2 protein-coding genes are annotated in these 26,806 nt (G+C 52.2%); both read right to left on the reverse strand.

Annotated elements, in window-relative coordinates:
* Positions 1-2: 2 nt before the first annotated feature.
* Positions 3-6,746, reverse strand: a complete 6,744-nt coding sequence (locus tag KTO58_RS11540) for an SDR family NAD(P)-dependent oxidoreductase (protein WP_225860205.1) — start codon at positions 6,744-6,746, stop codon at positions 3-5.
* Position 6,747: 1 nt separating this feature from the next.
* A complete protein-coding gene (locus KTO58_RS11545; protein WP_198314934.1) occupies positions 6,748-26,646 on the reverse strand; it encodes an SDR family NAD(P)-dependent oxidoreductase in 19,899 nt (6,632 codons plus the stop codon).
* Between the last annotated feature and the right edge of the window lie 160 nt (positions 26,647-26,806).

Consider the following 26,806-nt stretch of genomic DNA (forward strand, 5'->3'; position numbering starts at 1 on the left):
GGTTAAAAAGAGTTTTCGTGTTTTAATGCATGTAAGAGTGGGTGCAGTTGGATATTAACTGTTGGCATCACTTCTGCTTTGGGATACCAGTAGCGTTCTTCTGCGAAGGGATATGCGGGCAAGCTGATACGGGCGGGGCGGCCGGCGGTGTAGAGCAGGTTCCAGTCGATCTGTACCCCTTTGACCCATATCTGTGCCAGTGAGCTACCTTCGCGTTCCCGGAGGGCGCTTTGTATATATGCCTGTCCGGCTTTGCCGTTGAGCAGGAAGTCCGGGTTATCTTTTCTGGTATTGCCGGTGAATAGGTCTTGTCCATCATTTTCGAGGTATCGGTTCAGGGCCGTTACCATTTCTTTTGCGGAGGTCGCCAGGAATGCGAGCCGTTCTTCCATTTCTTCCCGGCCTGTTTGTAACGTGTAGGCGATATCGTGCAGGTTTATATCGCTATTGTGCTGCAGATGTTGTTTCAGGTTGATTACCATTTTACGAAGTCTTTCCTTATTCTGGGCGGACAATACGATGATGGCAGGGGTATTATCGTGGTAGGGTTTAACTGCAGGCGGGTTGTATTCTGCTACGATCAGGTGTGCATTGCTGCCCCCTGCGCCGAAGCTGCTGATACCCGCCAGTCTGGGCTTGCCATTATCGGCCCGCCAGTCTTCCAGTTGTTGTTGTACCTTAAACGGTGTATTACTGAAATCGATATTCGGGTTTAGCACGGTAGCATGCAGGGAGGGCACCAGCTGTTTATGCTGTAGTTGCAGCACTACTTTGGTAAGGCCGGAGATGCCAGCCGCTGATTCACAATGGCCGATATTTGATTTTACGGAACCGATGCTGCAGTATTGCTTACTATCTGTGTCAAATGCTTTTTGCAGGCCGGCGATCTCGATAGGATCTCCCAGGCTTGTGCCGGTGCCATGCGCCTCGATATAGCTGATATCGGCAGGTGTTATTCCTGCTTTATGCATGGCTGCTTTTATTACTGCTGTTTGTGCTTTGGGGTTAGGAACGGTGTATCCATTTGTTTTGCCGCCATGGTTGACCGCTGTTCCTTTGATGACGCCGTATATGCGATCGCCATCTGCCAGAGCCCTGGCAAGCGGTTTTAGCAGCACGGCGCCTACTCCTTCTCCTGGCACGTACCCCTCTCCTCCTTCTCCGAAGCTTTCACAGCGACCTTTGCTGGAGGCGAATCCACCTTCGCTGAGGATGAGGTATTTATTAGGATGCAGGCTAAGGTTGACACCACCGGCGATGGCCAGTTCTGTTTCGCCTGTCTGCAGGTCTTTACAGGCGAGATGAATGGCGGTGAGGGAGGAAGAGCACATGGTATCTACCGCCATGCTGGGTCCATGCAAGTTGAGGAAGTAGGATACGCGATTGGCGATGCCGCTGGGATTTCCCAACAAGGCGATGGGGTTACCTTTTGCTGTTTCCTCGGGGCCGAACAACTGATATTCTTCATACATTACGCCTACGTATACGCCTACTTTGCCCTCTTTATCATCTCCCTGTAACATGGAGCGGGTATACCCGGCATCTTCGATTGTTTCCCATACGGTCTGCAGGAATATGCGTTCCTGTGGGTCCATGAGTTCAGCTTCGCGGGCGGAAATATTAAAGAACATGGGATCAAACTGATCTGCGTGATCTATAAAGCCGCCCCATTTGCTATAGGTCTTTCCGGTTTTTCCTTTCTCTTTATCATAGTAAGCATGGAGGTTCCATCGTGTTGCAGGGATCTCTGTGATACTATCTTTGCCCGCTTTTAGATTGTCCCAGAATGCGGCGAGGTTGTTGGCACCCGGATATCGACCGCTGATGCCGATGATGGCTACATCTGCTATCGGCATATTACCTGCCGGTTGGCGAACTGGCGATTTGGTCACTGCCGGTATTGGCATCTGCCTTTCTTGATTGATCACCGGACGAGGGGTTGTGCCTGTTAGTGATTGTAATTGTTCGCGGTGAGCGGAGAGGAAATAAGCGGTCAGTTCCTGCAGGTTCTGGCATTCAAAGAACAAGGTACGCGGTATCTTACCGAATACGCCTTCGAGTTCATTTGTGAGTTTTATGATGATCGTGGAGTCTATGCCAAATTGTTCGAATGGTGCCTCTGTCTCCAGCCGGTTTGCCGGTATCTTTAATACGCCTGACATCAGGTTGGCCAGGAATTGTGTGGCAGCAGCCATCGATACGTCGCTTGTGGTAATGGTGTTTACGACAGGTGTTGGCGTTACCGGCGTTATGACGAGACCCGGCAGTTTGCCATTATTGCCGAATATAACGGTACCTTGTACGGCGGTACTATTTAGTAAGCGCGTCAATGCAAGCAGTCCATCCGGAACGGGCATGGGAGACAGTCCATAGTGCTGTTCCATATAGCTTGCGGTGGCATCATCTATCTGCATGCCACCCTCTTTCCAGAGCGGCCAGTTGATGCTAAGTGTGCGGCCCTGTCTTTTGCCCTGTGAGCGTAATGACTCGCGGTAGCCGGCGTAGTTATCCAACCAGGCATTTGCCATGGCATAGTCGGACTGTCCGGCGTTGCCGAATACACCAGCGAGGGAGGAGCAATACAACATGAAATCGAGGGAACGTTCTTTTGTTGCGATGTCGAGGTTTCTGGCACCTGCTATTTTGCCACTGCATACGGCAGCTACTTCAGCGGCAGTCTTGTTGATCAGGAAGCTGTCGCGGAGTACGCCGGCGCTATGGATAATACCATCGAGGCGGCCATATTCTGCGATGATCTGTGCGATGAGGGCATGTACGGCTGGTTCGTCGGATACATCACAGGCATAATAGCGGGTACCTGCCGGTAATGTTTGTTTTGGGGAAGTACTTCTGCCAGTCAGTACTACCTTTGTGCCGGTATATTGCCGGATATAGTCTGTAAATATCAGGCCGAGGCCACCGGCGCCACCGGTGATCAGGTATACGCCTCCTTCACGGATGGTTATCCCATTGTTGGCCTCGTGGAGTGGTTGCAGTCCTTTCACGAAACGATCACCGTTCTCATATCGTACCAGGGAGTCTTTACTATTGTATTCTGAGGTCAGTAGTGCAGACAATGTATCTATGCCTGCTGTAGACAGGTTTTCTACTGTTATTACGCTCCCTGATATCAGGTGGCTTTCCTGTGAGGCGCTATCTATCATTGCGGATATGCAGCCATATTCTGTATAATCTTCGTGTGTACAGATTACCTGCAGATGTGTGGCGAGCCTGTTCTTCCACCTGTTTTTTATGATGGACTGCAGTTCGAGGTAGCAGGCTTCCAGAGTGCCGGCGTTCCATCCTATAACTTCACATTCCAGTGTTTCCTGCAGTTTGTCTACCAGCAGCGCTGGGGCATTAATGAGGAATAATAGGGCGGCAGCTGTATGTGTATGCTGCCGGATGGGTTGTAGTTGCCATTGTGCGGTATACAAATGCAGTTGTTGTGCGGCTGGCATCGTTGCTGACTGCTCTACCGGCAGCAGGATCAATTCTGTGATGGTGAGCAGTACTTGGCCGCCGGCATCCATTACAGTGATATCATAGCTGCTCACCTGCCTGCCTGTATTACTCCGGCGTGCATAGCACCAGACCTCTTCGGGCAGGACATTGTAAATATTGATCTCTCTTGCGCTGAACGGCAACATCATCTGTAAGGCAGCACTTCCGAGGTTGATGCCCATACAGGTCTGTAGTACGCTATCTAATATACCCGGGGATAGCACAAACCCGGCGTTGGTGGGCAATACAATATTTGACAAGGCTTCGTCGCTGGTATGACAGAGTTTTTTCAAGCCCTGGAAAGCGGGACCATACTGCAGGCCCAGTGAGCGAAAGACCTCATAACATGCCGGACCTTCTTTCACTGCTGTGCATCTGGCCAACAAGGAGGCTATGTCCTGGCGAGCGATGGCTGGCGGCATTATGGCCGTCATATATCCCTGGCCATGTAATCGTGTGGCGTCGTTGGTATATATTTCATATGCAATTCCCTGTGAGGTTTGCTGCAGTTGTATGGTTGTTTTGACAGCCTCCTGTTTTACGTTTATCGGCATGAGCCAGCTTACATCTTTCAGCTGTGTGATGAGACCGGCTGTTGCCATCTCTCCTGCTGCTCTTGCCATTTCGAGGTAGGCTACTGCCGGGAATATCTTTTCGTTTTTCACCAGGTGATCTGTGAGGAAAAACTCTTCTCCACTCAGCATGGTGGTGTAGGATTGTTGGCCGAAAGTACTATCGTTAGTATGCAGCAGGGGATGTAGTGCCTGTGGTACGGTTGTTACGAGCGGTTGTTTTCCGGTAGCTGCTATCCAGTAGCTTTCTCTTGCGAAGGGGTAAGGCGGCAGGCTGATCTTGTCCGGCCATGTATTATTGTACAATAATTTCCAGTCTATGGTGCCTCCATTCACCCAATGTTCAGCCAGTTGTTGCCATGTACCCGTAGCGATCATGCTCGCACATCGTGTATTGTCGTCTGCTGTTTTGTTTCGTTTACGGGCGGTACCGTTGAAGCTGCGGCCGGTGTTTTGATCCGGATAAGATTGCAGTAGTGTTGTCAGTTCTGTTATGGTATCTGCGAGGAACACGGCTCTTTTTTCCATGGCTGCGCGGCCTGTCTGTAAGGTGTAGGCGATATCTGCCAGTGCCTTGCCCGGGTTATCCTGCAGCCAATGCAGGAGGTTATCGACCTGTTGTTGCAGTTGTATGGTTGTTTTTGCTGACAGCGGAATGATCGCCGGTTTGCTGGCCACAAAGGTTGGTTTTGCTACTGGTATGTATTCTTCGATGACCATATGTACATTGGTGCCGCTGAATCCAAAGCTGCTGATCGCTGCTCTGCGCGGTTGATCTGCTGGATGCTCCCAATCTGTCAATTGTGTTTGTATACGGAATGGGCTGCCCTGTAATGTGATCAGGGGATTGCTATCCTTATAATTTATTGTGGGCGGTAGTTGCCGGTGTTGCAGCGACAGGAGCACCTTTATTACGCTGGCCGCGCCGGCTGCTTCGAGGGTGTGGCCTATATTGGTTTTTACGCTTCCCAGGCCGCAGAACTGTTGTTTGCCGGTATAGGTGCGGAATGAGGTGCAAAGCGCTTCAAATTCTATGGGATCACCGAGGCTGGTACCTGTGCCATGTGCTTCTACGTAGGTGATGGTTTCGGGGTTAATACCGAATTTATTGTAGACTGTTTTTTCCAGTTCCTGTTGGGAGAGCATGCTGGGGGCAGTGATACCATTTGTTGTGCCATCCTGGTTGGTCAGTATACCTTTTACGACGCCATAAATGCGGTCATTATCCCTGACGGCATCTGACAGTCTTTTTAGCATGAGTACGCCAATGCCCTCTCCCATGACGAATCCGTTGGCTCTGCTATCGAAGGTATAGCAGCGACCATCGGGGGATAACATGCCGGCGCGGTCTGCCATCATGTAGGCGTGGGCATCGTTGATGATGTTAACGCCGCCGGTGATCACCAGATCGGTATCTCCACGCTGGAGGCTGGAGCAGGCCATTTCCATAGCTACCAGGGAGCTGGAGCAGGCGGTATCTATGGCTACTGCCGGGCCTTTTAGGTTCAGAAAATAAGCGATACGAGAGGCGAGTATTGCTGCGGAATTGCCCCATAGTGCCGCAGGCAATGTGCCCTCCATCCTGGCAGCGTAGTCGCCCGGGCCTACGCCGGCGTATACACCACATCTGCTGCCGGACAGGCTTTCGGGATTGATGCCTGCATCTTCTATGGCTTTCCAGCAATGTTCGAGGAACAGCCGCTGTTTAGGGTCCATCATTTCGGCTTCGCTGCCGGAGAGTTTAAAGAACAGCGGATCGAACTTGTCGGCATCTGTGATGCAGCTGCTCCAGGCGTCTATGCCGGTGTTCCATTTCTCTTTGGGAATGCGGGTGATGAGGCTTTGGCCGGTCTTCAGTATTTGCCAGAATTCCTGTGCGTTGTTGGTACGGCCGAACTGGGCGCTCATGCCAATGATGGCAATATCTTCCTTTTTATAGTTATCCGGTAACGGCGTTGGTATGTGAGCGGTAGTTTGCTGAACTGGTATTGCGACCGTAAAGTTATTCCGGATGTAGTCGGTGAGCAGGTCGATATTGGCATAGCTATAGAGGTCTGTTGCTTTGAGGGAGATATCCAGTTTTTCATTCAGCAGCCGGATCAGCTCTGTCCCCAGTATGGAGTCGAACCCATAGTCGCTGAACTGGGCAGTGGTATCGAAATCTTTTTCTGCCAGCGATATGGTAGCTGCTGCTATCGAGATCACCCGTGCTTTCAGCCAGTCTTCTTGCTGCGTATGCTGCTGCATGTTATCTACAGGCGCTGCGGGGGCCGTTGTCGTCTCTTCCAGTCGGATAGCTATACGACCATCGCTTTTTGCTATGAGGGTATTATCGTTGTCTGTTATGATCTCAAATCCTTCTTCCTGTAGTTGGAGATATCTGTCGGTACTGGCAGCGGGATGTTGCCAGCAGAGCAATCCTTCCTTCTTCAATACACGTTTTATGGAGGACAGGTCTGTTATGATTCCTGTGCAGATCACTATATCCTGGCTGCCGGTGTTTACATTCTCTTTTGCTGTTATCGTATGCGATGCGGATATCTCCAATACTTCCAGCTGAGCCGCTTTAGCGGTAGCTATCAAGGATGAAAGGGTATCATTGGTACCAGCTTTCAGTGTAGTAACAGTACTTACTTTTATGAATTTCTTTTTCCTGTTGACAAATTTCATATTAAATAAATTTTACGGCGGCTACCTGTGATTCATTATTAGCGAGAATCAGTTCCAGCATATCCATTCCGGTGTCGGGAGATATGCTGCCGATTCCCAACCGTTCCATCCTTTGTTGATAGTTAGCGGAAGCGACTACGCCTACATCTCCCCAGTAACCCCAGTTGATGATGTGTACGGGGGTCTGTTGGCGTGTGGTGAGGCTATGGGCGAAGCTGTCTTTGTAGGTACAGCCTGCTGAGTAGTTGGCTTGTCCGGGGGCATTCCATTGTGATTGTACGGAGGAATAGAAGCAGATGAAGTCTAATGTTTCTTCTTTAAAGGCTTCTATAAGATGCTGGCTAGCGGATGCTTTGACTGCGAAGGACTGTATAAAGTCGTCTTCGCTCATGTTTTTCATGAGTTTATCATTCAATACGATGGCGCTATGGAAGAGGCCATTGACGGAGCACTGGTATTGCTCTTTGATGATTGCGCGGGCTTTCTGGATGTCGTCGCTGTTATTGGCATCGCATTGAATGTAAATGGGTCTGTTTCCTTTTTGTCCTATTTCATCTTGTGCCTGTTCTATTGTTTTGTCGAGAGGGCGGCGGCCGAGCCAGATCACCTGTGCCTGGTAGTTTTCGACCAGGTAGGCGGATGTTGTTTTGCCGATACCACCTGCTCCACCTAGGAGTACATAGGTGCCCTGCATCCGGAATTTACTCTGCTGGCAGGCGGGCAGTTCCAGCTGACAAAGGTCTCGCTGGTAAGCGGTACCCTTTCTATAGGCAATGAGTACGTCGTCGTGGTTAAAGGGGCAGCTGAGCAGGTGGTTGATATTGGCCGGGGTTATTTCATCCACATCTATTACGCGGCATTTCCAGAGAGGCTGTTCTTTGGCCAGGGAACCGATAAGACCGACGATCCCGCTACCGGCGGCGGACACCCGATCTGCCGGTCCTACTTTCTGTGTATTATGGGTAAAGACGGTGATGTTAAGCGGTTGTGTTGCGTAGGATGTGTCCAGCAATTGTTTGATGGTACGGAAGACGGCCAGCTCTTGTGATCCGAGGCCATCGATGGAGGTATCAGTCGTTAATCCCTGCAGCAGGTAGATGTCGGTGATATCCTGTGGTATTTGTCCATCCGCCTCTGCTACGGTTCCCTGCAGGTGCTGTTTCATGGCCAGTGCCAGGGATGTTGCCGGGGATGTTGCTATGATGAAATGTTTGCCGGCTACGGACGGCACATATGGCGTGGTGGTGATACGGGACCAGTCGCAGGTATAGAGGTGGTCTGATTCAAATTTGCGAACAGGCGGTGTGGCCAAGGTATGGCTGGCAGCGAGTGGCGCGGCTGCGGTGTGGCTCGCAGCGAGTGGTGTGGTGGTGGTGCTACCGGTGGCGAGTGGTGTGATAACCGGCTGTGGTACCCAATACCGGTCACGGGCAAACGGGTATGTCGGCAGGCTGGTCTTTGCCGGTTTCTTGCCGGGGTAACAAAGATCCCAGTCGGCCTCTTCTCCGTTCAGCCAGGTTTCGGCCATCATCCTTTGCGCCAGTGGCACCTGGCTGGAAGAGTACAAGCGTTGTTTGTGTTCGGTGGCATAACTATGTAAGAGGTCTAATAGTTCTTCTTTGTCCATTGCGATAAAGACCGCTCTTTCCTGCAAGGCATCTCTACCATGCTGGAGGGTTCTGGCGATATTGTGCAAACCGGCGGTGGTATTTTTTTCCAGGTGCGCTGCCAGGTTGTTGACCAGTTGCAGCAGGCGTGATTTATTCTTTGCGGAGAGCGGTATGATCGCTACGTTGTCTGCGGTAAATATTGCTGGCGCCGGTGGTTGGTATTCTTCAATTACGATGTGGGCGTTGGCGCCCCCGAATCCGAAGCTGCTGATACCTGCTACCCGTTTTTTACCAGGTTCGACTGACCAGGGGATAGACGAGGTCAGCAGCCGGAATGGGCTGTTGTCGGTTTTCAGGAAGGCGTTAGGGTTTTGCAGATGAGGGTTTCCCGGCAGGGAGCGATGTTGCATGGACTGTAACACTTTGATTACGCCGGCGATGCCAGCTGCGGATTCGAGGTGACCGATATTGGTTTTTACGCTACCCAGGTAGCAGTAAGGCGCATCGGGTAGCTGGAGTTGCCAATCGTTGTAGAGGTCTTTAAATGCCAGCTTCAGTCCTTCTATTTCTACGGGGTCGCCTAATGCGGTGCCGGTGCCATGAGCTTCTATATAGGTGATATCCCTGGGGTCTGTGCCAGCGGCCCGGTATGCTTTCAGCAGTAAGTCTCTTTGGGCTTTGGGGTTGGGGGATGTCAATGAGTTAGCGCGGCCACCATGGTTTTCTGCGGTGCCACGGATGATGCCATAGATATGGTCTCCATCGGCCCTGGCGGCGCTGAGTGCTTTCAGTATGACGATGCCGACGCCTTCTCCTCTTACATATCCATTGGCGCGCTGATCGAAGGTTTTGCAGCGACCATCTTCGCTCAACATACCGGCCTGGCTGAAGGACAAGGTCAGTTCGGGGGAGAGGATTGCGTTGACGCCGCCGGCGATCGCCATTTTGCCATGCCCATTGCGTATATGTTCTGTTCCGCGATGGATGGCGATCAATGAGCTGGAGCAGGCGGTATCTATGGGTTCGCTCGGTCCATGTATGTCGAGCAGGTAGGAGATCCTGTTGACCAGTACGGAGTGGGCGGCGCCTGTGGAGAACTGTGCCTGGCTTACGGCATCTGAGCCATTATTCAGCAAAATGGCATAATCTCCGCTGGAGACGCCGATGAAGATGCCTGCATCGGTACCTCTGAGGGAGGCGGAGGCTATGCCAGCATCTTCGAGTGCCTGGTATACGGCTTCCAATGTGATGCGTTGCTGCGGGTCCATGAGGGCCGCTTCTTTGGGGGAGATATTGAAGAACAAGGGATCAAACTTGTCTATATCTTCGATGAAGCCACCCCATTTAGCCTTCGTTTGTTTGGCCCCCCTGGTGGGATCTCCGTAGTATTGTTTCCAGTCCCAGCGATCTGCAGGGATCTCTGTGATGAGGTCTTTATTATCGTAGAGGTTATTCCAGAAGGAGTCCAGGTCGGGTGATCCGGGGAAGCGGCCACTGATGCCGACGATGGCTACTCCTTCTTTTTCTGTTGCCGGTGTTACTGCGGAGGTTCGTTTGCGTGTGCGTACTTTTGCCGGCAGTTCGAATACCGGTAAGGCGATATCTGCTGTCTTACGAGCGCCGAAGTTAGCCGGATATTCTTTTGCGAGGAATGTGGCCAGTGTTGTTATGGTTGAATGTGTGTAGAAGAGTGCGGGGGTGGTATCCAATGCATATACACTATTCAATGACTGAGCGAATGCGGTAAGCAGTACGGAGTCGAAGCCATATTCACCGAATTCCTGGTGCAGGTCGAGCCGGTCGACCTCCAGTTTCAGCAGCTGGCAGACGATTGCTATGATGCCTTCTTTTACCTGTTGCTGCAGGGTCTCGTCTACAGGTGCATCTTGTTGTTTTTCGCTATTGCGGATGGCCGTGATATCTTTTCCATATATCACCATACATTGTTCTGCCGTTGTTTTCAGCAACTGTTCGAAGAGATCCAGTCCGATATTGGTAGGCATGGGCAGCATACCGAACTGTTGTTCGAGGTATTGCTCTACGGTGGCGTTTACCTGCATGCCACCCTCTTTCCAAAGCGGCCAGTTGATGCTCAGTGTTTTGCCATTTGCATGTATACTATTGCGATAGTGTGCATAGTGATCGAGGAAGGCGTTGGCGGCCGCATAGTCTGCTTGTCCTACGTTGCCCATTACGCTGGCTACGGAGGAGAACAAGACCATGAAGTCCAGCGGTTCGTTGCGAGTTGCTTCGTCGAGGTAACGGGTACCTTCTACTTTGGGTAGTATTACCTGTTGCCATTGTTCCGGTGTTTTATGCCGGATCAGGCTATCTCTTACTGCTCCTGCGCTATGGATGATCCCATGTATGGCGGGATGTTCTGTCTTAATTTGTTTGATCAATGCAGCTACTGCCTTGGGATCGCTGATATCGCAAGGTATGTAGGCGGCATTTGCGGGCAGCCAGGCAGGAGCTGCTGTATTCCTGCCGGTGAGGATCAGGCGGGTTCCTTTGATCTGGCTGATGTATTCTGCGAATACTTTTCCCAGTCCGCCGGCGCCGCCGGTGATCAGGTATACACCCTTTTCGCGGATGGCGGTTAGGGTGGATGCAGGTTTCCCTTTTAGCGGCTGTAATCTTCGGATATAGCGCTTTGTTCCTTCGTAGGCCACTTCCGGATCGTGGTTGTATTGTTCTTCTTCCAGCAGTGCCTTTACTGCCGATAGATCCGGGTTGTCTATGCGGATGACCTTTCCGATGAAACCAGGCATTTCCTGCACGGCTGATTTCAGCAAGCCAGCGATGAATCCGAAGTCTACCGCTTCTTCTGCCAGGTAGATAATATTCACCTGTGTGTTAGCGGATTCCGGTAGTGACCGTACTTTTTCCAATACTTCGGAGAAGTAGTCTACGGCGTTAGTGGCCGGTAATACGGTTACGTCAAATCCACCTTTCTTCAGTTCTTTTTGCATCAGGCTCATGCTGCCTGCTAGCCATACTTGTTGTTTTTGGGCTGTTGTTGTCTTTACCGGCGAGCTGGCGGTCCATTCGTATTGATACAGGTGGATGCGATCTGTATCATTGTCCGGGCTGTTGAGCGGCAATGCGATGAAGTTGCGGAATGCGAGCAGGACTTCTCCTTTTTCATTGAGCAGGTCTATGTCGTATCCACCGGCGTTGCTGTCCGCATTACTGCGGGCGTAAGCGAACAAGGAGGCTGCTTTGTCTAATGGCTGGCAGAAGCTGACCTCTTCCATAAAGTAGGGCAGCATCAGGGTATAACGTTGTCCTCTTGCTTTCAGCATGCCGTACACGGTGTGCAACATACTATCTAATATGCCAGGTGTGTAGGTACATCCCGGTAATGTTGGCAATGCGATCTCGGAGAGGCAGGCACCGGGGCTGGCGTACATTGTCTGTACGCCTCTGTAGGTATCTCCCAGTTGCAGGCCGGCCGTTTTGAATACTTCGTACATGTCGCGCCCTGGCAGTTGCATGGTTGCTGCTGCTTTTAGTGTCGCGATATCTACTGTTGCCGGTGCGGTTAGTGTATCAGTATACAGGTCGCCGCTGCTATGCACTATTTCTTCTGATGTACAGGATCGTACTTCGTAGTAGGTGTTGTTTTCTTCCTGCCGTACGTTCACCTGTATATTCACCGGCGTGTTTACCCGGATCGGGTGTGTCCAGGTGACCTGTCTGAGCTGAGTGACTGGTTTGCGCAAGCTGATGGCGCCTGCTACGCGGGCTATTTCCAGGTAGGCAACCCCCGGCAGTATCTTCTCCTCTCTGACTTTATGATCGTACAGGAATGATTCGTTGCCGGTGTAGTTGTTAGTGAAACGCTGTTCCAGTAAGTCTGATTCGTTGATATGCAGCAGGGGATGTATTTGTTGCAAGGGCTGCTGGCGGGTGGGCGTTTCTCCCTCTGGTACCCAGTAGCGATACTTTGTGAACGGGTAGGCGGGCAGGCTGATCTTAGCCGGCCTTGTCTGGGGATAGAGTATATCCCAGTCGATGGCGGCGCCGGTTGTCCAGGCGTTGGCCAGCGATGCGGGATCATCTGAGATGGCTGCTATCGGTTTGTTGTGTTTTGTATTGCCGGTATACCATCCGGATATGTCTCCGGAGCGATAGGCAGCCAGGTGTTGCAGCAGGTGTTGATTGCCTGTCGTTACCAGTGCCAGTCTTTCTTCGAAGGTATCCCGTCCGTACTGTAACGTGTAGGCGATGTCGTATATGCCTGTCTGTTGATTTTCCAGCAGGAAGGTATGCAGGTTTTCTGCCTGTTGCAGCAGGGCCTGTTTGTCTTTTGCGGAGAGGATGATAACTGCCGGGAGTGTTGTATGGAAAGGCGCTGTTTCGGTGGGGATATATTCTTCTATCACGAGGTGTGCGTTGGCGCCCCCGAATCCGAAGCTGCTTACGCCCGCTATCATTGGCTGGTTATCGTGTGTTGTCCAGGGGGAGGTGTGCTGCTGGAGGCGGAAAGGGCTGCCATCGAGCTGGAGATATTCATTAGGTGATTTGAGATGTGGGTTGCCAGGCAGTTGACGATGTTGCATGGCCAGGAGTACTTTCATGACACCGGCGATGCCGGCGGCAGCTTCCAGGTGGCCGATGTTGGTTTTAACGCTGCCGATGCTGCAATATGGCTGTGCGGGTATTGGGAGGCCCTGTTCTGCCAGCAGGGAGGTGAAAGCCAGTTTGAGGCCCTCTGTTTCGATCGGATCTCCCAGGGGGGTGCCGGTACCATGTGCTTCGATATAAGTTACATCAGCCGGGTTTACTCCTGCGGATCTGTAGGCCTGTAAGAGGAGGTCTCTTTGTGCCAGCGGATTGGGAGAGGTGAGTGTATTGGCTTTGCCACCATGGTTTTCTGCGGTGCCTTTTATTACGCCATATATGTGGTCGCCATCAGCGATGGCCTGTGCCAATGATTTCAGTATGACCACCCCTACTCCTTCGCCGCGGACATAGCCATTGGCGCTTTTGTCGAAGGTCTTACAGCGGCCCTCTTCGCTGAGCATGCCGGCGTGGCTGAAGGATAAAGTCAGCTCGGGGGTGATGAGCGCATTAACGCCACCGGCGATGGCTACATGACAGGTACCATTGCGGATGTTTTCTACGGCGCGATGGATGGCGATGAGGGAGCTGGAGCAGGCGGTATCTATCGGTTCGCTGGGGCCATAGAGGTCCAGGAGGTAGGAGATGCGGTTGACCAGGATGGAGTGTACGTATCCGGTGGTGAAGTGCATGTGTCCGGCGAGGTCGGTCTGGCTGTTTACCAGCGAGGCATAGTCGGAGCCGGATACGCCGATGAATACGCCAGTGTTGGTACCTTTCAGCTGATCGGGAGCGATGGCGGCATCTTCGAGTGCGTGATAGACACTTTCCAGCAATATGCGTTGCTGGGGGTCCATCAGTTCGGCTTCGCGCGGTGATATGTTGAAGAACAGCGAGTCGAACTTATCGATGTCGGTGATGAAGCCACCCCATCTGGCCTTGGTCTTGTTCTTTTCTTTCAGGGGATCGCCATCGTACTTTTTCCAATCCCAGCGATCTGCAGGTATTTCTGTGATCAGGTCTTTATTGTCGCGGAGCTGTTCCCAGAAGGTCTTCAGATCCGGGGCACCCGGGAAGCGGCCGCTGATGCCAACGATAGCTACCGGGCTATTAGTACCTGGCGTGGGTTGGGCGGCCAGTTTTCGAAAACGAAGTCCATTCACTTTTGCCGGCACTGGCGCGGTCACTCTCTGTGCGGCAGGTCTGGCATGTTTTGCAGTTATTACTATGCTATTTGATTCGGCCAGGAATGTCTTCAGGCGATTGACGGTGGGGTAGTTATAAAATACGGTGGGTACGAGTTCGATGTTGTAGTATTCATTCAGTGCGTTTGCGAACCGGGTGAGTAGTACGGAGTCGAAGCCATAGTCGCCGAATTTTCTGTTATCATCTATTTCTTCCGGGGTTACTTTGGCCAGTTGGGCAATCACTTCCCTGAGTTTTGTTGCGACGGCCTCTTCCAGTTCGTGATGCGTTGTTGTCAGCGGTGCTTCTTCGAGGGCTTCGGTTTTAGGGTCGGTGGTGGTACCATCCGGCGATAAGGCAGAAAATTCCCGGAGGCTGAGTAATACCTGTCCCTGTTCGTTGAGCAGGTCCAGGTCGTAGGTGGCCACCTGTTGGTGATTATTTGTGCCCGGTGTTTTCCTGGCATATCCATAGAGTGTTTTCCCTTCTTCTACCGGTTGATAGAAGTTGACCTCTTTTACGAAGTATGGAAGCGCCAGGCGATACGGCTGTACCAAACCGCAGATGGTGTGCAACAAGCTATCCAGGATACCAGGGGTGTACATGCAGCCGGCGAGACCCGGGAGTTGTATCACGGATAATGCTTCGCTGGCTCCTACATTCAGTTGTTTTACGCCCCGGAAACTTTCTCCCAGTTGCAGGCCTTCTGCCAGGAAGACATCGTATATCCCTGACTGTGTGGAGGTGCAATGTGCTTTAAGCCAATGGAGGTCTACTGTAGGAGTGGCGGCGGCGGCACCGGTTATGATGTTACCTGTGCTATGTATCCCGGTATCGCCGGTGACTTCGTAGCTGATGCCCTGTGTGGCCGGGTGGAGGGAGATATGAATGTCTTGTGGCGTGTTACCGACGAAGAACGGTTTCAACCAGCTGACATGGCGGAGTTGTATCACCTGTTGTTTTGCTGCCAGTGTACCGGCGGCTCTAGCGAGCTCGAGGTAGGCTACACCCGGCAATATCTTTTGGCCCCGTACGCGGTGATCGGACAGGAATACTTCGTTGCCGGTGTAGGTGCTGGTGTATTGCTGGATGTTGAGATCGGAGGTATTGCTATGTACCAGTGGGTGCAGTTTGCTTGTCTGCGGGGAGGTAAGTGTTTGTGGCAGCCAGTATCTGTTGCGGGCAAACGGATAACCCGGTAAGCTGATGCGGGCCGGTTGTGTATGGTTATAGAGGAGGCGCCAGTCGATCTCTGTTCCTTTGGTCCATAGTTTGGCGAGGGCGCGGAGTTCGTTATTGGCTACGGCGGCATGCAGGTATGCTTTGCCCGCTTCTCCTTCCAGGAGGAGGTCGATATCGGAGGTGGTGATGTTGCCGGTGAAGACATCGGCGCTATCTCCTATGAGGAAGTCTTCCAGTTGGGATTTCAGGTGTCTGGGGTCTTGCGCGATAATGGCCAGACGTTCATCCATGTGTTCTCGACCTGTCTGCAACGTGTAGGCCATATCGTGAAGGCGGCTATCTGGGTTTGTGTTGATAAATGTGATGAGCTGCGACACTTTTTCCAGCAATCGATCTGATGTTCTGGCGGATAAGATGATGACAGCGGGGTTGGTATCCATATAGCTGTTGTCAGTAGCCGGTATGTATTCTTCGATGATCACATGTGCGTTGGCGCCACCGAAGCCGAAGCTGCTGACACCTGCGATCCTGGTCTTGTTATCGGCGATTTGCCAAGGAGCGGTACGCTGTTGTAATGTGAACGGTGCGCCCTCCAGTTTAAGGAATTCGTTGGGTGTTGACAGGTGGGGATTGCCCGGCAATGTGCGATGTTTCAGTGCCAGCAGGACTTTGATCACCCCTGCGATGCCGGCGGCCGCTTCGAGGTGGCCGATGTTTGCTTTAACGCTACCAACGGTGCAATGCGGCGTTGTTGGTTGCGGTACCTGTTTTATTTTATACAAGGAGGCGAATGCATGTCTGAGGCCATCCATTTCGATAGGATCGCCGAGGGGGGTGCCGGTGCCATGGGCTTCCATGTAGCTTACGTCGCGCGGGTCTATGTCTGCTTCTTTGTAGGCGGTAACGATCAGTTCCTGTTGTGCTTTGGGGTTGGGGGAAGTCAATGTGTTTGCTTTCCCGCCATGGTTTTCGGCCGCACCTCTTATCACGCCATAGATATGGTCTCCATCTGCCTGTGCCTGTTTTAGCGATTTCAGTATGACCATGCCTACCCCTTCACTTCTTACGTAGCCGTTGGCGCTTTGGTCGAAGGTCTTACATCTGCCATCTTCGCTGAGCATGCCTGCTTCGCTGAATGACAAGGTGAGTTCCGGGGAGAGGAGTGCGTTGACACCGCCGGCGATGGCGATGGAGGAGCGGCCGCTGCGGATCTGTTCTGCTGCGCGGAGTATGGCGATGAGGGAGCTGGAGCAGGCGGTATCGACCGGTTCGCTGGGACCCCAGAGGTCCAGCAGGTAAGAGATGCGATTGACCAATACGGAGTGGACGGCGCCGGTGGCGTAGTGTGCCTGACCGGTGAGGTCGGTCTGGTTGTTGACCAGCAGTGAGTAGTCGGAGGTGGATACGCCGATGAATACGGCGGTGTTGGAACCTTTCAGCTGGCTGGCGACGATGCCAGCATCTTCGAGGGCGTGATAGACGGCCTCTAATGCGATGCGCTGTTGGGGGTCCATGAGTTCTGCTTCCCGAGGGGAGATGTTGAAGAACAGGGGGTCGAACTTATCGATGTCAGTGATAAAGCCGCCCCATTTGGCTTTGGTTTTATTTTTTTCTTTTAGCGGATCGCCGTAGTAGTGGGTCCAGTCCCAGCGGTCGGCAGGAATTTCGGTGATGAGGTCTTTTTCATCGCGGATATTTTCCCAGAAGGCGTTGACATCGGGGGATCCTGGGAATCGAGCGCTGATCCCAACTATGGCTACGCCATCGTCGTTGACCACGCGCGGAGGTGTCACTGCGTTGCGTACCGGCCTAGCTACTGTCCTATCGGTTACCGGGCTGACGGCAGCAGGTAGTGCGACCTGTTGCGGTATATTTTGCGCTCTGTGTACAGCCGCCGGGAAAGTGGTGGCGAGGTGCAGGGCCAGTTCTTCCACTGTGGGATGGTTGTAGAATACGGTGGGCAGGAGTTCCAGGTGGTAGGTGGCGTTCAAGGTATTGGCGAAGCGGCTCATGGTGACGGAGTCGAACCCATAGTCGCCGAATGCTTTGTTACGTTTGATGTTGGCCCCTTTCATCTTGAGGATATCTGCCATTATACGGAGTATGCCGATGGCTGCTTCTTCCTGTAGTGCATCCGGGGTGGCGGCCGGTGTTGCGATGCTGCCGGCGGTGGGCAGAACCTGTATCGTTTCCTGCGCGCCGGATAGGTAGCTGACCATGACCACTCCTTCTGCGGTGGTGAGTAGGGTGTCGAGGGCTATCATTCCTTCGGCGGACGGCAGCGGATGCATACCGAAGTGTTTTTCGAGGTAGCGAGCGGTATCTTCATTTACGCGCATGCCCCCCTCTTCCCAGAGGGGCCAGCTGATGCTCAAGGTTTTGCCATTCCGTTTACCATTGGCGCGTTCCTGGTTCCTGTATACGGCGTAGTTGTCCAGGAAGGCGTTGGCGGCTGCGTAGTCGGACTGGCCGATGTTACCTTTCTGACCTGTTACGGAGGTGTAATAGATCATGAAGTCCAGCGGTTCTTCGCGGGTGGCCATGTCCAGGTTGATCGCACCTAATACTTTGGCATCGAAGACCTCCTGTATCTGTGAGTTGGTTTTGTTGATAATGAAGCTATCGCGGATAACTCCTGCGGCATGTATTACGCCATTGATAGCGCCATGTTTGGCTTTGATCTGTTTGATGAGATCTTTTACAGCATCCAGTTTGCTGACATCGCAGGGATAGTATACGGCGCCGGGGATGTCTATGTGCGGTGGCTGTAGTGATCTGCCTGTCAGGATGATCTGTGTATCTTCGGTGCGGCTGATGTAGGCGGCGGCCAGTTGGCCCAGTACGCCGGCGCCGCCGGTTACGAGGTATACGCCACCTTCTCTTATTGTGGCCGGTGTTCCGGAGGAGAGAGGCTGCAGTGTTTTTTCCTCTCTCGCTCCTTGTATATGCCGCACCTCTACTCCATCTTTATTATGCTCGGCTTCTATCAGTGTAACGATCTGGCTGATATCTTTCAGCGAGAGGCTGTCGACTACTAATACTTTGCCACTGAGCAGTGGATTTTCCAGCTGCATTGTCCTGAACAAACCGGTTATAAAAGCATATTCCGTATAGTCTGCCTGTTGGCAAACGAGGGTGATATGCGTACGTGATCTGAGGGAAATTTTTTCTTTTACGAGATTCAGTACCTGGACGAAGGAAGCGACGATCTGGTCTTGTATGACCGGTATCACTTCCTGTCCGAGTATGTCTTGTAATTTGTCGCAGAGGCCGACGGTTCCACCGGCTATCAGCAGTAGTGGCGCTGCTTCTTCCAGTGAAGGGACTTCGGTACCTGCTGTGTGTATCCATTCGGGTTGATAAAAGGAGGTATGTTGTTTTTTTTGTGTTGTTGTTCTGTCTGTGGGGAGGAAGATGAAATCCCGGAGGAATACCAGGACTTTTCCTGATTCGTTCAGGAGGTAGAAGTCGGCAGTTACTACGGTGGGGTCCTGATCTGGTTTTCTGACCGCGTATCCCCATAATTCTTTGGCATGTTCCGGTTCGCCGCAGAAGGTGACTTCTCCTACGTGATAGGGCAGCATCAATTTGTAGGGCATCATGAGGCCATATATGGCATGTAGCAGGCTATCGAGGATGGCAGGTGGATATACCATTCCCGAGCCTGTAAGCGGCCGTATACGCGTTAATGCGGCATTATTTCCTTTATACAGGTTCATTACCCGTTGAAAATCGGGTCCCAGGTTCAGGCCGGCGGCATCGAAGCCGGTGTATATCTGTTCGTGGTCTACTTCGGCGGTCATTGTATGCAGCAGCTGGCGGATATCCAGCGGCGCCGGTGTCTCTACGCTGGCGGTGCTTAAGTGGCCGGTATTGTGTATGCCGGTGTCGCTGTATGTTTCGTATCCTATCTGTTGTGCATTGCGATAGAGGGTGATGTGGGCTTGTTTGTCTCCCTCTTTTACCCAGAGAGGTGTTAGCCAGCTTACATTTTTCAGCTGTGTGACTAGTTGACCGGTGCTGAGGGAGCCTGCTGCCCGTACCCATTCCAGGCTGGCTACGCCTGGCAGTATCTTATCCTTCCATACGCGGTGGTGTGTGAGGAAACTTTCTGTTCCGCTGAATATGGAAGTGTATTGCTGTTCATCGAGGGTAGAGGTGTTGGTATGCAACAGCGGATGTAGTGAGTTGGTGGCCGGTGTGAGGCATTTTTCCTTTAGTGGTAGCCAGTAGCGTTCTCTTGCGAAGGGATAGGCTGGCAGGCTTATGCGCTGGGGTTGTTGCTCGTTGTACAGCAGGGACCAATCGACGTGGTGGCCTTTCATCCAGTGTTGTGCGAGGCCTTGCCAGTTGGCGGTGTTGATGAACTGTTGTACGGCGGTACGCGCCTCTTCTCCTTTCCGTTGTTGCTGGGTTGTTACTTTATTACCGCTGCGGCACGGTGTGTTGGAGAGCTGGCGGAGCCAATCGCGGGTATCTGTTGCTACCCAGGCGTATCGTTCTTCCATGGCTTCTCTTCCGGACTGCAGGGAATGTGCTATGGCATGGATGTCCAGGTCGGGTTGTTGCTGCAGGTGTTGTTGCAGGATGCGTATCTGGTCTTGCAGGCGGTCTATGTTGGTGGCAGACAGTGTAACGATGGCCGGGAAGTTATACTTCCGCGTTTTTACTTCCCGATGAAAATCTTCTACGATGATGTGGGCGTTGCTACCACCCGCACCGAAGGAACTCAGCATGGCCCGGCGTGGATGGGCGGCTGCAGCCTGTTTCCAGGATGTATGTTCCCGCTGTACGTAGAAGGGGGTATTTTCGAATGTGATATTAGGATTGAGGGTGGCGGCATGTAAGGAAGGCGCCAGTTCCTGGTGTTTGAACTGCAGCAGTATTTTGGTAAGCCCAGCTATGCCGGCGGCGGCTTCCAGGTGTCCTATATTGGACTTGACGGAGCCGATGGCGCAATATTGCTTGTCAGACGTGTAGGGTTGGAATGCTTTGCAGAGGCCTGTGATCTCTATGGGATCGCCGAGGCTGGTACCGGTACCATGTGCTTCTACGTAGGAGATGGTGCGGGGGTCTATCTGTGTTTTGTGTAATACATCTGCGATGAGTGCAGCCTGCTGGTTAGGACTCGGTACGGTATATCCGTTGGTGCGCCCCCCATGGTTGACAGCGGAGCCTTTGATGACGCCATATATCTGGTCTCCATCGGCGATGGCTGCGTCCAGTGGTTTCAGTAGTACGGCCCCTATCCCCTCTCCCGGTACGTAGCCATCACCTATGCCGAAGCTGCGGCAACGTCCATCTGTAGCGAGGAAGTTGTGTTGGCTCAGGAAGAGATATTTGCTCAAGGAGAGTGACAGGTTGACGCCACCGGCGATGCAGCTATCGCACTCGCCATTGCGTATGCTTTCGCAGGCATAGTGCAGGGCGGTGAGGGAAGCGGAGCAAGCGGTATCAATAGCTACGCTGGGACCAGTCCAGTTGAAAAAGTAAGAGACGCGGTTGGGTATACTATACAGGAGGCCACTCGGTGCAAGGGGGTTGCCCAGCGAGGTCTGTTCTACGCCGAGGTTGACGTAAGGTTGCCAGAGTGCGCCTACGAAAACGCCTACTTTACGGGATCGGGCGGTCATCTTTTCCCGGGTGATGCCCGCATCTTCCAGGGTGGCCCATACTACTTCGAGGAACAATCTTTCCTGTGGGTCCATCTGTTCTGCTTCGCGCGGGGAGATGTTGAAGAACAAGGGGTCGAATTTGTCTACGTCATTGATGAAGCCCCCCCATTTGGCATAGAGCAGTTCCTTCTCTCTATCCTCATTGAAGTATGGTTTATAATCGAATCGATCTTCCGGTATTTCGACGACGCAGTCGCGGCCTTCTTTCAATATTTTCCAGAAGTCGGCTATGTTATCTGCCTGCGGATACTTCCCTCCTATTCCGACGACGGCGATGTCGCCAGCATTATTATTAGCCGGAGGCGTAACTGGCGTTATTATCGTTTCTTCTACGGGGGCTACCACCTGTTGTTGCAGGACGGCAGCGTGTTTTTGCTGGAAATAAGCGGACAGCTCGCGGATATTCTGGTATTCAAAGAACAAGGTCTTCGACAGGTTACCAAATACACCTGCGAGGCGTTGATTGAGGTCGATGATCATGCGGGAGTTGATACCATAGTCCTGGAAGGAAGTCTCTGCATCCAGTTCTTCAAGCGCTACACCTATTCCATCATACAATAGCTCCATCAGCAGTTTTTCCACTTCAGCGCTGCCGGCGGTTGTGGTGTTATCCTGCTGTTGTTGGGAGGATGTATTACCAGATATTTCGCGGATGGCGAAACCAACGAGGCGGGCTACTACGTGACCTGTTTCGTCGGCGACCCAGGCATCGAATTTTTTGATGCCAGCGGTGCGGCTGTTGGCTTCATGTGCGATCGTGTGTACGTAGCAGGTAGTAGGTAGCGGACCAATGAAGCGGATCTCATCGATGGCTACGGGGATGAAGCGGGTGGGCTCTACTCCTTTTGGTTTGTTATTGATGATCGCGGTCTGGAATACGCCGGTCAGCAAGCTTGGGTGCAGGACATATTCCACTGCTGTATCTGCCACATGTAGTGGCAGCTTCAGGTGGCCTAACGCCTCTTCTTTGTTTGCCCACAACTCTTCCATCGGCATAAAGGACGGGCCTACATGCAATCCTTCCGCGATGATCTGCGTGTATACCTGTTCGCGGGAGATGCGATTGGCGATGCGACCTTTGATCTTACTGAGATCGATGGAACCCAGTTCGGGGATGCTATTGGTTCCAATAGATCCCATTGCGTGGACGGTGTTATTACCAGCGGTATCTCTGCTGGTGATCTCGTAATCGTATACGCTGTCTTTTGCGAAAAGGCGTATATGTGCATCGATGGGAGCGCCCGGGGAAGAGAGGACTTCGGGCCAGTAGTTGTTATACAGGTGGAGTGCGGGCATACCAGCGAGGGCAGCTGCCTGCCGGGCCATTTCTATGTAGCAGGCACCCGGCACGTTGTATTTGCCATCGACTACATGGTCCTGCATGTAGAATTCGTCGTTATAGAAACGTTTGTTAAACATTAAAGCAGCCGGTTGTGCCCTGTTTACATCTATCAGTGATGCTTTGGGTGTATGGGATACCGTTATTGTCAGCGGCTCGTTTTCCAGGAAGGCGCTCAGCCGTTTGATGGTATTATGTTCTATCAATGTGATAGGGTTGACCTGTACGCCCATTTGGGTTTGCAGGCCATCGGCGAGCTGCACGAGCCCACGGGAGTCGACACCCAAGGTATTGAAGCTGGTATTATCGTCTATGGCTGTGTTTTTATTTATCAGCGGGCGGATCAGTTCCCGGAGCAGGCTGGCGAGGTCAGTGCCGGTAGTGGGCGTGGGAGCATCTATTACATTGAGGTGTTGTTCAATCTTTTGTTGTATGCCTTCTATGACAACTGCCTGGGAGTAGGATAGTCCTGCTGACAGGAGTTGTTCGAAACTTTTAATAGCGGACGTGTGGCTCATGGGTTTCATGCCAAATACTTCCCATAGGTGTTCTCTTTCGTGGTCTGCAACGTCGATGCCACCATTTTCCCAGAGGGGCCAGTTGATGGCGAGGCTGACGCCGGGATGGCCGATGCCTTTACGCGCCTGCATGTAGTGGTCCAGGAAGTTGTTGGCAGCAGCGTAATCGCACTGGCCTTGGTTGGGCATGAGGGAGGCGATGGAGGAAAAGACGATAAAGAAGTCCAGCGGATCTTTTTTCGTGTATTCGTCGAGGCAGACCGTGCCCAGGACTTTGGGGGCTACTACCCTTTCGAAGGAAGCGATATTCTTATTGATGATGAAGGCATCTTCTATCAGCCCTGCGGCATGTAGTACGCCATTGAGGGCACCGACCTGGGTATGTATGGTGCGGATGAGGTCTGCGACATCTGCTTCATTGGAGGCGTCGGCGGTGAAATAGCACGCTTTGCCACCCAGTTCGTTCAGGGTCTGTAGTTTCTGGTCGATGGCTGGGCTGAAGGCACGTCGGCCGACGAGGATGACGGTAGCTTTATATTTGGAGACCAGGTAACGTGCGAAGACCATTCCCAAGCCACCGGTGCCGCCGGTGATGAGGTAGCAGCCATTCTCCCTGATCAATGGCGCTGCTGCTGCGGAGATGTCAGTTTTTATCACTACCCGTTCTTCCCGGCGGTTATTGCGATATAATATTTCGCGCAGCGGTGTATTTGTATAACGTTTTAGCTCTTGTGCGAGGAGATCAAATCCGTTGCCGTTCATCTCTTCACTTATACCTATTGTGGTGAATGCCAGTCGGGGATTTTCGTAGTATAACGTCCGGGCGAATCCACCCATCATTTGTTTGATAGCGGCGCTTACGGAATCGCTGTGACTGTATGTATAGAGCAGCCTGATCTTTTCCAGGTGACCTGCTCTTATGAGGGCCTGGGAGAGGTATAGCAATGCATATATATCGCGGAGTTGTTCTGCGGGGGCTGCGGTGGTATCCCGGTTACACCTGTATACGATGTTATCGATGCGGACGCCCACCTGTTGCAGCTCTTTCAATAGCCTGGTATATGCTTCCGGATCGGTTGGGTCTATGCAGAAGTGGTGTGTGCTGATCTTTTGGTACTGTTGACCAAGAGTTACCAATATGTTGGCGGCAGACGGGAAGGCTTTTGTCAGGGTATCGTAGCCAGCGTTGTCATAGTCAAATAGCAAGATGCCGGCAGGTGTTGCTGCCAATACACCCAGCGTGCGTTCTGCCCAGGTGGAGGTATAATATAACATATCGGTGGAGGGTTTGTTACTACCGGAGTGGTAGTTACGTTTGACAAACATGTTGAAGCTGAGGATTACACGGCCATTGTGATCGCAGAGGTACATATCGAATGCGTAGTTGTGGCCTTCCCGATAGGCAGCTGCTTTGCGGACATAGGCATAGCAGGCATCTTTGAGGGGGCCATCACACTGTAGGGTATCGAGGTGAAAGGGCAGCAGTTGTCCGGTAGCCTGTACGTCGCCATATATGCAGAGGCCCACTACGGTCTGGAAGACGCCATCCAGCAGGGAAGGTTCCCAGGTATTGCCAGCGGCGCGCTGTTCGGGAGAGAGTAAGCACAACGCTTCGGTGGTGCTGAAGTATGCTTCGCGGATGGGCTGGAAGGACGCTTTGTATTGCAAGCCGGTATTGCGGAACTGCTGGTATAAGGACGTTACTGAAGGGCGTTCCTTGCAGCGCAATTTAACATCATCCAGGTTGATGGATGCTGGTATAGCCGTAGCGGCTGTTGTCTGCATCTGGCCGGTAGCATGTATGCCCTCTTCGGAGGCAATTTCAAAATTATATCCGGCGGTTGTCTGTTGTAAGGTGATCCGTAATTGTACCGGTGTATCGTATACTTTAACGGGATACATCCATAATATATCGCTTACAACGATTGCGCGGAGGCCGAAATGTTTTTCCAGGAGTCCTCTTGCTATTTCCAGATAGGCGACCCCTGGCAGCAGGCAGGTATCTTGTACGATATGATCGCGGACAAAGTAGTCGGAAGGATAAATGTCGCAGGTAAATTGCAGTGGATCGTTTGTGGGGAGGTACTGTGTGATCAATCCGGTTGTTTGTGTAGCGGGTTTGACGGTGAGGGTCGGTGCATCTGCCCAGCAACGGCGTTTTTCGAACGGATATCCCGGCAAGGCTACTCTTTGACCGGTTTGTTGCCAATCATGGTTTCCGCCCTCTATCCATTTGCGGAGGGACATGTCTGTGCAATCTTCGGACTGACCATCTGCAAATTTTGTCAGCTGTGCGATAAGCCCTGTTATGGTATTATCAGCAAAGGCTATACGTTGTGAGAGGTGATCTCTTCCTTTTTGCAAGGTATATGCGATATCTGCCGGATGTAATGTATTTTTTTCGCTATGCAGGAATGCCGCTACGTCGGCGGCGTAACGTTTTAGCTGCGTGGCGGACCTGGCGGATAAGGGGAATTGATAAGGCGTGTCAGTATTTGCCGGCGAGGTTTTCTCCTGCTGGTATTCCTGCACGATGACATGTGCGTTGACGCCCCCCATTCCGAAGGAGCTGACGCCTGCGGTGAGTAGGCCATTAGCTTTCCAGTCGGTGGCGGTGTCTACGATATAGAAGGGCGTGTCTTTCAGGTCAATGTATGGATTGAGTTTATTATAGTGGAGGACGGCCGGTAACTTTTTATGTTTGAGGCACATCAATACTTTGATAAGACCAGCCATGCCGGCGGCGCTTTCGAGGTGTCCGATGTTGGTCTTTACGGATCCGAGGCCACAGCGGACGCCGGTATGTTGTACGAAAGGGGCAAACACTTTTTTGAGTCCGCTGATCTCTATGGGGTCTCCCAGTGGTGTGGCGGTGCCATGGGCTTCGATATAGCTGATCTCTGAGGCCTCTAATCCGGCATCTGCAAGAGCAGCGTTGATGACATCGGCCTGGGCTACTGCGCTGGGGGAGGTCATTGAGTTGGAGCGGCCGTTGTGGTTGACAGCTGTTCCTTTGATGATACCTATTATATTATCGTTGTCGGCGATTGCTTTACGCAGTGGTTTGATGAAGAGGCATCCCACTCCTTCTGCGCGAACGTATCCATTGGCGCTTTCATCGAATGTTTTGCATTTGCCATCTCCGGATAGCATGCCGGATTTACCATGAGAGAGGTACATGGTAGGTGTCAGCAAAGCGTTGACGCCACCTACTATGGCGGCTTCGCAGGTACCGCATCTTATATCGCGTATAGCGTTGTGCAGGGCTACCAATGAGCTGGAGCAGGCGGTATCCACTACTTCGCTTTTGCCGGAGAGATTGAGGAGGAAGGAGACTCTGTTGGTGAGGATGGAGTGTACGGTACCTGTGGAAACGAAGGGGCTTATTTCCTGGTGGGTGGCCTGTAACATCTCGGCGTAGTCATTTTTAGATACGCCTGCGTATATGCCTATTTTTTTACCGGAGAGGCTCTCTGTGCTATAGCCTGCATCTTCTATGGTATGCCATACTGCTTGCAGGAAGAGGCGATGTTGCGGATCGATATATTTTGCTTCTTTGGGGGAGATACCGAAGAACAAGGGATCGAACATATCTATGTCTGAAATAAATCCGCCCCATTTGCTATTGGTTTTGTTAGCTTCTTTCAGTGGGTCGCCGTAGTACTGTTGTGCATCCCATCTGCCGGAGGGGATTTCAGTAACGCTGAAGCGACTGTTGATAAGATTGTCCCAGAATGAATGATAGTTTTCCGCTCCCGGAAAGCGGCAGGAGATGCCGATAACGGCAATTTCTTCTCTTAATGTGTGGTTCGATTTAGGCTCCATAATCATAATTCATTAAGGCTAACGCCAATAGTTTGCAATTACAGCACCGCTTCGCAAGTGGTATGCGAGGTGGTGTTGTTCAACTTTATACAGTTGTTTATAGGTAGTGGCAATTGACGGCAAAAGATAGCCATCCCGATGTGCAGTACTGGCTGTACAT

This window comes from Chitinophaga pendula, assembly GCF_020386615.1.
Taxonomy (GTDB): Bacteria; Bacteroidota; Bacteroidia; order Chitinophagales; family Chitinophagaceae; genus Chitinophaga; species Chitinophaga pendula.

Excerpts from the sequence above, each read along its gene's own strand:
- KTO58_RS11545 (WP_198314934.1), bottom strand. The coding sequence starts at position 26,646 with ATGGAGCCTAAATCGAACCACACATTAAGAGAAGAAATTGCCGTTATC.
- KTO58_RS11540 (WP_225860205.1), bottom strand. The coding sequence starts at position 6,746 with ATGAAATTTGTCAACAGGAAAAAGAAATTCATAAAAGTAAGTACTGTT.